This is a genomic window from Flagellimonas sp. S3867 (genome assembly GCF_014698935.1).
Classification (GTDB): domain Bacteria; phylum Bacteroidota; class Bacteroidia; order Flavobacteriales; family Flavobacteriaceae; genus Flagellimonas.
The window spans coordinates 606,835-618,990 of record NZ_JACVMN010000002.1 but is presented as its reverse complement, the minus strand read 5'-3'; the positions used below and the strand labels follow the sequence as shown (position 1 = coordinate 618,990).

12 protein-coding genes are annotated in these 12,156 nt (G+C 35.4%); 9 read left to right on the top strand and 3 right to left on the bottom strand.

The window, feature by feature from the left end:
* Positions 1–777: a BglII/BstYI family type II restriction endonuclease gene (locus IAG46_RS10465; RefSeq protein ID WP_223826650.1), complete on the bottom strand. Its 777-nt coding sequence runs from the start codon at positions 775–777 to the stop codon at positions 1–3.
* 90 nt (positions 778–867) lie between these two features.
* Between IAG46_RS10465 and IAG46_RS10460 the strand changes: the two genes are divergently transcribed.
* From IAG46_RS10460 to IAG46_RS10435, 6 genes are all read left to right on the top strand, one after another.
* Positions 868–1,788: a DUF1837 domain-containing protein gene (locus IAG46_RS10460; protein WP_190810301.1), complete on the top strand. Its 921-nt coding sequence runs from the start codon at positions 868–870 to the stop codon at positions 1,786–1,788.
* A gap of 1 nt (position 1,789) precedes the next feature.
* The gene (locus IAG46_RS10455) at positions 1,790–3,895 is read left to right on the top strand and encodes a DEAD/DEAH box helicase (RefSeq protein ID WP_190810300.1); all 2,106 of its coding nucleotides are present in this window, start codon (positions 1,790–1,792) and stop codon (positions 3,893–3,895) included.
* Between the two features lie 43 nt (positions 3,896–3,938).
* Entirely contained in the window at positions 3,939–4,373 is a 435-nt protein-coding gene (locus IAG46_RS10450; protein ID WP_190810299.1) for a hypothetical protein, read from the top strand.
* A 96-nt stretch (positions 4,374–4,469) separates the two neighbouring features.
* Positions 4,470–5,390 (top strand): hypothetical protein, encoded by a 921-nt coding sequence (locus IAG46_RS10445; RefSeq protein WP_190810298.1) that lies wholly within the window; start codon positions 4,470–4,472, stop codon positions 5,388–5,390.
* A gap of 1 nt (position 5,391) precedes the next feature.
* The gene (locus IAG46_RS10440) at positions 5,392–5,883 is read left to right on the top strand and encodes an SLATT domain-containing protein (protein WP_190810297.1); all 492 of its coding nucleotides are present in this window, start codon (positions 5,392–5,394) and stop codon (positions 5,881–5,883) included.
* Positions 5,884–5,909: 26 nt separating this feature from the next.
* Positions 5,910–6,473, top strand: coding sequence for a GGDEF domain-containing protein (locus IAG46_RS10435; RefSeq protein ID WP_223826695.1), 564 nt, complete (start codon positions 5,910–5,912; stop codon positions 6,471–6,473).
* 207 nt (positions 6,474–6,680) lie between these two features.
* Here IAG46_RS10435 and IAG46_RS10430 read toward each other — a convergent pair whose 3' ends face one another.
* Positions 6,681–7,658, bottom strand: a complete 978-nt coding sequence (locus tag IAG46_RS10430) for a ParB/RepB/Spo0J family partition protein (RefSeq protein WP_190810295.1) — start codon at positions 7,656–7,658, stop codon at positions 6,681–6,683.
* Positions 7,659–7,816: 158 nt separating this feature from the next.
* On the opposite strand from IAG46_RS10430, the gene IAG46_RS10425 reads away from it, so the two are divergent.
* The 3 genes from IAG46_RS10425 to IAG46_RS10415 all read left to right on the top strand — a co-directional run bounded on the left by IAG46_RS10425 (position 7,817) and on the right by IAG46_RS10415 (position 10,088).
* Positions 7,817–8,380 (top strand): hypothetical protein, encoded by a 564-nt coding sequence (locus IAG46_RS10425; protein ID WP_190810294.1) that lies wholly within the window; start codon positions 7,817–7,819, stop codon positions 8,378–8,380.
* Entirely contained in the window at positions 8,358–9,641 is a 1,284-nt protein-coding gene (locus tag IAG46_RS10420) for a hypothetical protein (RefSeq protein WP_190810293.1), read from the top strand. The genes IAG46_RS10425 and IAG46_RS10420 overlap by 23 nt, the downstream gene beginning before the upstream one ends.
* Positions 9,642–9,776: 135 nt before the next feature.
* On the top strand, positions 9,777–10,088 hold the full coding sequence (locus IAG46_RS10415; protein WP_190810292.1) for a hypothetical protein: 312 nt from the start codon (positions 9,777–9,779) through the stop codon (positions 10,086–10,088).
* 453 nt (positions 10,089–10,541) lie between these two features.
* Here IAG46_RS10415 and IAG46_RS10410 read toward each other — a convergent pair whose 3' ends face one another.
* Entirely contained in the window at positions 10,542–12,146 is a 1,605-nt protein-coding gene (locus IAG46_RS10410) for a sulfatase (RefSeq protein WP_190810291.1), read from the bottom strand.
* Positions 12,147–12,156 lie beyond the last annotated feature (10 nt).

The window sequence follows — 12,156 nt, the reverse complement described above, 5'->3', positions numbered from 1 at the left end:
TTACAACATAACCACTTTTCCGATTTTTTTTCTCGGTGCCAATTGGAATTCTTCAATTGTAAATGTTTCTGGCGGGAGAAGTCCAATTATTAAGAGAGGAACGGTTAACAAATTTCTTAAAGGAGCGAGGTGTTCTAGATATTTTTCATAATACCCTATAGCGCTATCAAACCCTCCTACAGCCTTCATTTCTTTAGTTGCTGTAATGATGACCCCAATTCGTGTTTGAATAGCTTTTTGAACATGATTAAGCTCACTTGCGAGTACTGGTTTAATTAAATTCCATGCAGTAACAGTACTATGATTGAATGCAACTTCAACAGAGATATCTTCCTTAGCAAAGTCCAGCCTCCAAGCATCCCCAGTGTAATCATCGTGCTGAAAAATATTTGATTCTGAAGACCATCCTTGTTCAACCAGCCTTTGCTTAATCAAATTGTTGATAGCCTTAGAGATGCTTTTGGGAATTCTGTCTTCACCGTTCATTCCAAATGCGTCGTGTTCTTCAATGATATCTTCGTCAGAAATACCATCTATTACCCTAATTAACTCTTTGTAGAGATTTACAAAGTCGGGTTCCTGTAGGATTGTGCTGGCATGTCTAAATGAGTGAGAGGTAAATCTCATAAGTAAGAATCTATTTTGTGGGAAAATATTAAAAATAGTCAAATTATGATTATAGGAAAACCCCAGAAAAACTAAGGTTTTTCTACAACTGATTTTTATAAAATTAATATATCTTCCCTCCCTTCCCCAAAATTGAATTTTAGTTTTCAAGAATCAAGTGTCACCTGAACGTGAAAATGATTTTTGATTATTGTCCGACTTGAGCTTTTAGTCTGGTAATGTTTAAGAATAGCATTTTTAATGAAATTTGAAATAATAGTAAATGATTTATTCGACAGTCTAAATTTAGACGATACTCTGTCCCCTACAGACAATAAATGGGTTGTTGGAATTTTGAATGATTTTGAAAATGGAGAATGGAGATACGATAAGTTTCAAAAGTTTGTCTGGGATAACATTAAGGAAACAGCTCTTAGTCTCAGCGAGAGAAAAGCACTAATTAATCAAGGAGAAGGCTCAACACTCATTGAATCTGCTAAAAAATTAAGATTAGTTGAAGGGAAAAAAGCTTTTGGAAAAGGGAGTGAAGTAGCCGAAATTGTTCTCTACGGAATAATGAAACATCATTATTCTGCTTTACCAATAGTTCCGAAGATTTATTACAAGCAAAATACAAATGATGAGGCAAAAGGATCAGACAGCGTCCATATCGTGGTAGAACCAAATGAAAGCTTTTCATTATGGTTTGGCGAATCCAAATTTTACAACAGTATTGAAAATGCTCGACTGGATAAGGTAGTGCAATCTGTTAAAGAATCTATAGGGCTAGATAAAATAAAAAAAGAAAATAGCATTATTACGAACCTAAGTGATATTAATGATTTCGACGAAATATCTCCTGAGCTAAAAATCAAAATAAAGGAGAGTTTATCTCAAGATGAATCTGTTGATAAAATAAAGCCAATTCTTAATATCCCAATTTTGCTATTGTATGAGTGCAATCAGACAAAAGGTGTTATTGAATATTCAGAGGAATACAAACAGGATATTCTCAACTATCATAAGGATAGGGCAACTGAATATTTCAAAAAGCAAATTTCGGAATGTTCCGATGTTCATCTCTACGAAAAAATAAAGTTTCACATCATACTATTTCCAGTTGCTGAAAAGAAAAAGATAGTTGAAAAATTTATTCAAATAGCAAAGGCTCATAGAGATTAAAATGGAAGACCAAATATTTCAAAACTACCATAAAATCAATTCTCTTTTAATTGATGATAAAGAAAATGATGCGCGACAGGAATTGATAAAACTACTCGATTATCACAATTCGAATGACATTGAATACACTCCCTTATTAAATCATTTAATAAGGGAGACAGGGCTCTTTCCTTACATGGATTTTAAAACGTCTAGTTGGGAAGAGCGTTTTGTTTATGATGCTTTTAAAGTGGATGTTGGAGAAAAAACACCGCTCACACTCCACCGGGAGCAATCTTTTCTTCTTAAAAAGTTATTACAAGGTTCGAACATTGCGGTCAGCGCACCTACAAGTTTTGGAAAAAGTTTTGTAATTGACGCATTTATTAGGCTTAGAAAGCCAAACAATGTTTTGATAATAGTTCCAACAATTGCTCTTACGGACGAAACAAGAAGAAGGCTTTACAAAAAGTTTGCAAATGAGTATAAAATAATAACAACATCAGATGTTGAGCCTGCAAACAAAAACATTTTCGTCTTCCCGCAAGAACGAGCGATGAACTATTTAAATGTTATGGAATCCTTTGATATCCTAATTGTGGACGAGTTTTACAAGGCCAGCAGCAAATTTGATAAGGAAAGGTCTCCAAGTTTGATTAGGGCTATGATAAAATTGGGCTCTAAATCGAAACAGAAATATTATTTGGCCCCGAATATATCTTCTTTGGACAATAATCCATTCACGGAGGACATGGAATTCATCAAACTGGATTTTAACACTGTTTTTTTGGAAAAACATGAACTATATGGCCAAATAAGTGGCAATAAAGACAAAAGCGAAATACTTCTTCAAGTATTATCTGACAATCCCGGAAAGACACTTATTTACGCCGGCACTTATGCTAATATTGATAGCTTGACTAATCTTTTTTTGGATAGATACGAGCCTACTTCAAACGAACTCTTAGAGTCCTTTTCAGATTGGCTTTCGAAAAACTATGATATTAATTGGAGTTTGACAAAGTTGATAAGTAGAGGAATAGGGGTTCATAATGGAAGACTTCACAGATCATTAAGTCAGATTCAAGTTAAGTTGTTTGAAGAAAATAAGGGTATAGAGAAATTAATTTCCACTTCTTCCATTATTGAAGGTGTAAACACATCTGCTGAGAACGTTGTTATTTGGATAAACAGAAAAGGAAGTGCAAGACTAGATGATTTTACTTATAAAAACATCATGGGTCGGGGAGGAAGAATGTTTAAACATTTCGTAGGAAAGATATTCATTTTAGATGAGCCTCCTAAGGAAGAACAGACCCAATTGGATTTACCATTTCCAGAAGAGATTTTAGGTGATATAGATGAGGTTAAATATGAATCATATTTGACAAAAGACCAAGTAGCGAAAATTCAGTATCACAATGAAGAAATGTCTAAACTTTTAGGAGTCCAAGTATATGAAGAATTAAAATCAGAAGCCGCTTTTCAATCAAGCAACTCAGACCTAATTAAGAAAATTGCCATTGACTTATCTGAAAATCCAGACAGTTGGAATGGTCTTGGTTATTTGAATAGGTTTATTCCTCAAAACTGGGATCGACTTCTATATAGAATAATAAGATTGCAGCCTGGGAATTGGGACACCAGTTACACAACTTTTGTTGAGTTCATAAAAATTGTCGCCTTCAACTGGAGGAAATCAATACCGCAACTTTTGGATGAACTCGAAGAATACGATGTTGGGATCGATGATTTTTTCAAGTTAGAAAGGAATATAACCTTTAAGTTTTCGGCACTATTACAAGACTTGAACATCCTTCAAAAAAGGATACTGAAAAATAAAAATTATGATATTTCAAGGTTCATCACCCTATGTTCCCAAGCATTTTTACCTCGGGTGGTATTTCAACTTGAGGAATATGGTTTGCCAAGAATGATATCAAAAAAGATGCATCATTCCAAGGTTATAAATTTTTATGACCCAGAATTAACTATTCACCAAGCAATCCGAAAATTCAACGACTTGGGCCTTGAGAGAACAATAGGGTCGACCCGGGATTTAGATGAATTCGATTATTATATATTGGATTACTTCTTTGAAGGGATACAAACTTTCAATGACCAATAATACATATAATTAGGACAAATTTCTTTCAATTAAAAGTGAAACCATGAACATAAATAGTAACGAGAGGTTTGTACGTTGGCAACAAATTTTGAGAGACCACTTTAGCTATCTTAAGAATTTGATTTTGATTTTTTCAGTTAGCACATTAGGGTTTCTCCTTTCCTTTCTAAAGGATGAAGAGTTCAATCCCTACTGTTGGGAGAAAACATTTTTCACTTTTGGAATGCTATTAACAGTTTTTTCAGTAATTTTTGGATTGGCATCGTCAATAAGCAGATTGATGGATTTTAAAGCAACAACTAAGAAAATAAAAAATGAATTAAAGTTTGAAGATGAAAATGAAGAGATAAAAAGAATCATGGCCATGTATGGAAATTACACCTGGTATCTGTTTTATTTGCAGCTTCTGTTTTTTGGTTTGGCCACCGTAGCAGCCATAGTTGCGTTTTGTATGATTTATTCAGAGAAACTATTTTAATAAAGAACCAGAACAATAAACCGTTAGTCCAGGGGGAAAGCACGAAGGGACAAAGCAATTTAAATTCATTTGAAGACATGCAGTTAATCTATCAGGGTGGAAAAAGCTATAATAACAAGAGGTGAATTTCTTGAAATAATCAATGGTGTACTAGCCTCAATGGAGAACACTGGTAGGCCAATTACAAGTCTTTTTCCTTCCGATGTCACCAAATATTATTTTGGTAAGCGCACAGAATTCAGTTTAGACAAGTTGATTTCGGTTATTGAAAATGATGATTTAAATTTAAGGAAATCAGTCTCTTTCAAGGTCGTATTTGTATTTTCAATTTTGTCTCATTTCAGGGGTAATTTTTCTTTTTCAAACTACAGGTTTTCTAGACACATTCTCTGGTCGTTGCTTTATGCATCTTTAATATTAGATGAGCAAACTGAGATTTATGTTGGATCTCAGGGGTTTTATGATTTAACCCTGTACAGATATTTCCAAAATGGAAAATTTAAGGTATTGAGAGTTCATTTCTGGGATAAGAGTTCACAGAACATATTAGATCAAAGGTTTAAGATTCACTCTCATATTTGCTATGCGAGGAGTTTAGTATTTAAAGGAGAGATAGAGAATAGCTTGTATACAGTTAAGAATGCTAAGAACGGTGAACTATCCTTGTTCAAACTAAAATGGAGAAGTCCGCGTGAAAAGAAAATGGCCATTAGGACTTCCTACTTGGTAAACACTAACCAACCAGTGAGTTGCATAAAAGATAGTTCAGAGAGTATCTCACAAGGTAATATTTATGATGTAAAGGAAGGTAGTTATCACAGTTCACAACCTATTTTTCACGATGAAAATGGCGACATGGTAATAACTTTATTTCTTTTTGATTATTCCTTAGGAAGTGTTGAGGAGGGTTTCATCCTAGGACCTTCAGGCGAAAAAACATCGGAAACAAAGAGATCTCCAATAAAGAATCGGAATGCTCTATTAGATCGAGTAGATACAATATTTAAATACGGTTAATATGGTAACAGAGAAGCAAAAACTATTTGTTATAGATATGACTAGACGGATTCATACCCTAGAATTTGCCCATCGTTTTGAATCAAAAAGGCATGAACGAAGAAATATTTATTTTGGAACACCTCCAATTATCCTTGGAGCATTAATTACGATTCAATTCTGGAGTGATTATTTTAATATCCTCAATGCAGTCATTGGGTGTCTAATTTCTATTTTGGTTGGATTGCAGACATATCTAAAACCTTCGGAAATTGCTGAAAAACACAGAAAGATGTCAGAGACATACGACAAATTACGTCACAGATTGGAATATTTGATGCTATTTGAAATCGATAACCCCTATACATTTACCTCAAAACTGAATGAGATTAAGAAAGAATGGGATAATCTTGACACAATGAATGTTCCTTATAAGATTTACCGTGAAGCAAGGGCACAAACTAAAAAACTTGGAGTCTATCCTGGGCCGCAATCGTATAAATCAATAGATTGACGACAGCGTATTTGGCTATTAAGGAGATGGATATTTTATCTTATATACTGATTATTGTACTCCTTTGTACAACGTTCTATTATAGAAGACTATATTTAAACAGGTCAAATAGAGATAGTTTGACCGGTTTGTATAATGGAACTAGGTTTACCTCATTTTTAAAGAAAAAAATAAAGACCTCCAGGACCAATAGCGTTCAATTTTCTTTGATTCTTGTCGATATTGATGACTTTAAAGATTTAAATGACACAGTTGGTTATTTAATTGCTGATCAATATTTGCAAAAAGTGGTTAGAATTATCCTAGATGTTATCGGTGCAGGTGAATATGTGTTTCGCCAGTACACTAGAGGAGATGAATTCATTGTCATATGCCCAAATGCACAACTTTCTTATGCTCTTGAAATTTCTAACGTTTTGCGAAAGAAAGTTAATGAAGAGTTTTTGAATTCAGACTTAAATCTTTCAATTTCTTGCGGAGTTACTGAACATAAGAAAGAAGAGAATTACGAAGATCTTCTAAAAAGAGTATATGTAGCGCTCCGAGAAGCCAAAAGTAAGTGCAACAAAAACACATCCATAGGCTTATAGAATCGCAAATAAAGATAAATAAACCTGTATCCTAAAGGAACTCGTGAAATATATTAAGCTCATATTTATTAGAAAATAAGGTCATTTAAAATTCGATATAGTTTTGGTGAGTAATCTAACTCAATTGCAAGCCGCCACATTTAGAATTCTATAAAAAAAGAGTTTTTTAGTGGACTATTTGAAGCATATTTCCTTTTAAATACACGGTTACTTGATATATTTCCAATATTTTGGATGACCTCCTGGTTCAAGTTTTAAGTCCGAAGGGGTTTTGTAATTAAGATAAGGAAGCTTCACTTCACTAACGGGAACTTCAGTTATGCCTAGTTTTTGAGCTGAGAAATACCGATGATGACCATCAACAATATACTTTTTGTCTTCATGTTTGACATACTTTATTGGCTCTTTGACCCCATCTTTTTTAATCTCCTTATATAGGTTCTTCATAGCCTTTTTATTCTTGTTGATATAATGGGTTGGATGCAGTTCATCAGGCGTTATCTGTGTTACTTTGCTGGGAAGCGCGGGGGTGGTTTCCCCTTTTTTTATCTTGATTGCCTTTTTTTGATTTTCAAGTTCAGCTAAGGATTTTTTCTTTTGGAGCTGACTTTTCTTATGTTTCAGGGCCAACTGGTTTTTCTTGTTTTCAAGTTTAGTTAAGCGGATTTGTTTACGTTGCTCCAGCAGCTTGCTGGAATGCAAAGTGTTATTTTTATATCGAGTTTCTTGGGTTTTCTTGAGCGCTTGTTTTCTTTGTTGGATTTGCCGGCGTTCTAAGGCCAATTTTTGCTGCCTTCTACGTTGCAGAACTTGAGTGGCCTCCCGTCTGCTTACGGTGCCAAGGCGCTTATTTTTTAACCTTAACGTTTTGGCGTTGCTTAGATTATAACGACGGCGTAGTTCCGACCGCTGAAAACGGGTGGTAGGTTTATAGGAACGGTAACGAGAGGATCTTGCAACTCTAGATGCTGATGAATAACTGTAGGATCGCGAAGCGCTGGAAGCGGCTCTTGTCCCAGAAAGAGCTCTTGTCCCACTTCGACCAACTGTAGATTTTACTGACTTGTTAAAGGTTTTGGTCAATACTCTTCTTCCCAATCCAAATAGTTGGGCATGTGCTAACTGAACTGGAGTAATTAGGAGGAACAAAAAAAGTGTGAGAACAACGAAGTTTGATTTTTTCATTTTCTTTTTAAGGTAGCAAAAAAACTAGGCAAGAACAAGGATGAAATAGTTAAAAACCACTTAAAGAAAACATCTTTCAGAAAGCACTTAGCTTCCAATAAAATAAGATTTCTATAACATAAGCGCAGATTATTTTTTGTATTTTATTAAGAAAAAAGATGGGTAGACTATGGAAGTATATTTTGGTGGATTTGGCACTTGCAGCTGTATGGGGTTGGGTTACTTCTGAAAGTAGCGGAAATATGTATCAGAGCAATCCTAGAGTTTATTCCGAAGAGGTGTATCGTACACCTCAAGTTCAAAGAATCGAAGAAGAAGTGGCGGAGTATGAAAAGGTTCCGTATAGGTTTAATAGTGAAGATTTAAAAGCCGTTTTTAAGGGAATATATAATAATAACGGAGCTTCCATTGAATTTTCAAATGTTCAATATTCTGCGGACAAGGATACTATTTTCTTTGACTTTGAAATGCTTTTTTCCAACAGCAATCATTATCTGGATTTTTACAGCGGAGATGGTTACATTGTTTCAAGCGAGGAACTAATTGTTATGCAACGAAGTCAAGATAATGTAACACTTTCTGGAGATGCATTAAAGATTTTTAATGATAATTACAGTAGTGATTTAGAAGACGGCTACCTGCTATTTTCAATAGCGGATGAAGGAGAAAGATTGAGTTTTATTGATAAAAGATGGAGTGATGAAATTAAACAAAACTATTAAATTTTCATTGCCATTTTGGGGGGCTATCATTCTGGGATTGATTCTATTAGGGTCTATAGGCTCACCATCCTGGCTTTACTTTAAAGAAACGAAACATTCCAATGAGTTGGGAATCGAACTAAATGAATATTATAACGAAAATTCGGTATTAAAGGACAGTTTGAAAATCCTTAATATGGATATCGTTGAATTGACTACCGCCAAAAAGCGCCTGGAGAGGAATTATAAAAACGACAAAATTACTTGGGAGAGGGAACGCGAACGACTTCTTGAAAGAATTCATAATCAAGACAGCAGTATTGTCGAACTTGAGCAACAACGAGATTCCTTGACTGCGGAAAAGAATCGATTAGCTGCTTTAGTAAGTACAGGCATTGAGGGAATGGAAATGCATCAAATCGATCAATTGAAGAAGAAGATACGTGCCAAAGAGCTAGAATTGAAAAATAAAGATCGAAGGCTATTTGAAATTCGGGAGGCTAAAGAACGAGCAATTGTTGAATTACGAAACGTCAATCAAAGACTTGAGAAAAATGAGTTATTCTTTGATGAAATGTCTAGGACAATTGTCGATTTTTATAAATTCTTAATGGAAATGGACAACGAATATTATGATTTCGTAAAAGACATTGAAGAAAAACTGGGACCAGGAGATGAAGGGGTATTGCTAGCGGAGATGACATCGCATGAGGACAAACCGGTTTGGGTAAATATTCCGGCCAAGGAAAAATATGGTGGCAGTCCCTGGCTTAACGAGATACAGCAACGGATGGAAAATTTAAAACTGAAAAAAGAGAGTGTTAAGAATTGGGAGTCCAAAATACGAGCTACGATGAATGAGTATGATTATTCATTAGGTGTTTCTCAAGATTTGCTTGATGACGTGAAAAGAATGGTAACTAAATTAGAAGAGCGGGATTTAGTGCTATTGGAAAATGAGATTAAGATTCGAAGTAGATATTTACTGATTGCAAGCACAGAAGAACTGAAAAAATTGGGAATACTCAAGCGGCGCGATTGGAAAAGAGCTATTATAAAAAGAAGAATTGACCTAACACGAATACGGAGAGAGGATTTTACACGTATTGATTTTGAATTGGACACCATAATCCAGTTACCGGAAAGAAAGCGCTTTAGAAGCTTAATAACAAATCATGTCTCATGGTCTCGTGCAATTGATTATCGCAACAACACACTTCAAATTGTAAATAAAAATAAGTTTTGGGAATTAAGTAATTACATGATTATCGAAACAGATTAAAAAATGACCGTATTTTGGCAGGCAAGGCTTCTTAATCTACTGTTGTTAACTTCTCTAGGGGTTAATGGCCAAATCTCAGAGTGTGATACTTTTGAAGAAGGGATTTTTACAACCTATTTAAGTTACCCTAATGAAATGGAATGGAAAATTATGCGTAAGGGAAATTCACAAACGGAAGTTCTCATTAAAATTGAAAAGCAACAAGCTTCAGATATGGAAACAGTTGAATTTTATGCTCAACTGGATTGGGTAGATGATTGTTCTTATATAGTAACCTACGATTCCTCTAGACACGCTCTGACAGAAGAGCAAAAACAAGTAAATGACTCAGGTGGAATGTTAGTGGTAATGCAAGGAAAAGAAGGTGATTGCATTGAATATGTCTCGTATATGGAACTGAATGGAGAAGAGATTTCCTCTGATGGGATATTGTGTAAGGATAAATAGTAAGGGCAATAGTCCTATGATGTTGTGGTTTGAAGAGGATAGAGGATTTTAATTGAAAGTTATCAAAGCATTTCTTTTGGCGGATGATGATGAGGTTACAGACTCCACTATATTAAGCTAAATAAACCGATAAATTGTTGGACTTGTAGAGCTGTGGACCTTACTCTCAATAAATTATGCCTATATTTAATTTATTAAACGTTCATTTAAAATCCGACATAGTTTTGGTGAGTTTTTCGGTGAGTAATCAATTTAGAAGAATTGCAAATCACTGAAAATGAGTCAAATATATGAATAGTTCAGTCCCAGGTGGGACCACAAATAATAAAAAAGCTCCAGTTTTCGCTGGAGCTTTTTTATTAAATGCGGTTAAATGTAGTAACAGGACATACTGAACCTTACATATTGTTGGCCGAGGTTTTTAAAAATTATAACAGCTGAATTTTTGAACCTTTAATTAACAGCTCCTCTAAGTTTTTTAAAAGATTCATGTGCACTGCTGACTTTCTCGAGTGAGGCCTTTTCAAATTCTTTTTGGGTGACATTGTAATATTTCTGAAGACTATCCATTTTTTGATGCATCATTTGGATTTGATCAGCATACTTTGGGTCATCAATGGCATTATAAATTTCTTGGGGATCTTCCTCCAAATCATAAAACTCCCAGAAATTAATGTCATCATAAAAATGAATTAGTTTATATCGCTTTGTTCGTATCCCGTATTGCTTTTTCACCATGTGGAACGCCGGATAATCATAATAATGATAGTATATGGCACCCTTGAAATCTTGTTTAGCGCCTTCCACAATTTTACGAAAGGATTCTCCCTGCATATCTGACGCAAGTGCCTTGCCTCCAGCGAAGTCCAAGAAAGTTGGTGCGAAATCAAGGTTTTGGACCATTGCATCAAAGGAAGAATTTGGCTTTATTGCTCCAGGTAACTGCATAAGCAATGGCATTCGAAGAGACTCTTCATACATAAACCGTTTATCGAACCAGCCTTTTTCACCCAGATAAAACCCCTGATCTGAGGTATAAACCACCAGAGTATTATGGTGTAGTTCGTTTTCTTCCAAATAATCCAAGATTTTACCGACACCCTCATCAACCGCTGCTACGGTAGCCAAATAGTCCTGCAGGTATCGCTGTCCCTTCCATAAGGCCAAATCTTTGCCGGAAAGATTGGCTTCATGGAACGCATCATTTTTGGTGCCATATGCTTTATCCCACACTTTTCGCTGATGAGTTGACATTCGGTCAAAATCAATGGTCCAAGGATTATGAGCCAATGTTGGCTCCCCGTACCCGGCGGTCATCTTTAGGTCATGGCCTTCGTACATATCTTTGTATATGGTTTGTTGCTGTTGTTTGGCGGCTTCCTGATTGGAATATGAGTGAAAATAGGTCTCTGGCAGTGGAAAAGTGATGGAATCATATTTATTGAGATGTCGCAATGCCGGCATCCAATTTCTATGTGGTGCTTTATGGTGCACCATCAAAAAGAAAGGGTTATCCGTGTTTCTTTGTTTTAGCCATTCCAAGCTTTTATCGGTAACAATATCCGTAGCATAACCTTCAACAATTGTAGTGTCCTCACCTTGGATAAATTCTGGATTGTAGTAGTTCCCCTGGTCATTTAAAATATCCCAATAATCAAAGCCCGTGGGTTTGCCATGTAAATGCCACTTTCCAACAATGGAGGTTTCATACCCCAATTCTTGAAGATATTTGGGCAACGTGGCCTGGGTATTGTCAAATTTTTCGCCATTCATCCGAAACCCGTTGATATGGCTATGTTTTCCTGTTAAAATAACAGCTCTGCTGGGACCACAGATGGCATTGGTACAAAAACTGTTCTGAAAAATGGCTCCATTTTTTGCCAGACGGTCAATATTTGGGGTGGGAGCAAGTTTGGACAATTCGTGACCATATGCACTTATGGCCTGAAAGGCATGGTCGTCCGCCATTATAAAAAGAATGTTTGGGGGTGTATCAACCTTTTTTTCTTTACAGGCTGAAAGGATTAAAAGAGAAAATAGCAGTATTCTCCAACGCATATTTGTAATC

Bases quoted from the DNA above. Each gene is read 5' to 3' on its own strand.
- IAG46_RS10420 (WP_190810293.1), top strand. From the start codon at position 8,358: ATGAAATTAAACAAAACTATTAAATTTTCATTGCCATTTTGGGGGGCT.
- IAG46_RS10435 (WP_223826695.1), top strand. From the start codon at position 5,910: ATGGATATTTTATCTTATATACTGATTATTGTACTCCTTTGTACAACG.
- IAG46_RS10440 (WP_190810297.1), top strand. From the start codon at position 5,392: ATGGTAACAGAGAAGCAAAAACTATTTGTTATAGATATGACTAGACGG.
- IAG46_RS10430 (WP_190810295.1), bottom strand. From the start codon at position 7,658: ATGAAAAAATCAAACTTCGTTGTTCTCACACTTTTTTTGTTCCTCCTA.
- IAG46_RS10450 (WP_190810299.1), top strand. From the start codon at position 3,939: ATGAACATAAATAGTAACGAGAGGTTTGTACGTTGGCAACAAATTTTG.
- IAG46_RS10410 (WP_190810291.1), bottom strand. From the start codon at position 12,146: ATGCGTTGGAGAATACTGCTATTTTCTCTTTTAATCCTTTCAGCCTGT.
- IAG46_RS10460 (WP_190810301.1), top strand. From the start codon at position 868: ATGAAATTTGAAATAATAGTAAATGATTTATTCGACAGTCTAAATTTA.
- IAG46_RS10455 (WP_190810300.1), top strand. From the start codon at position 1,790: ATGGAAGACCAAATATTTCAAAACTACCATAAAATCAATTCTCTTTTA.
- IAG46_RS10425 (WP_190810294.1), top strand. From the start codon at position 7,817: ATGGGTAGACTATGGAAGTATATTTTGGTGGATTTGGCACTTGCAGCT.
- IAG46_RS10415 (WP_190810292.1), top strand. From the start codon at position 9,777: ATGGAATGGAAAATTATGCGTAAGGGAAATTCACAAACGGAAGTTCTC.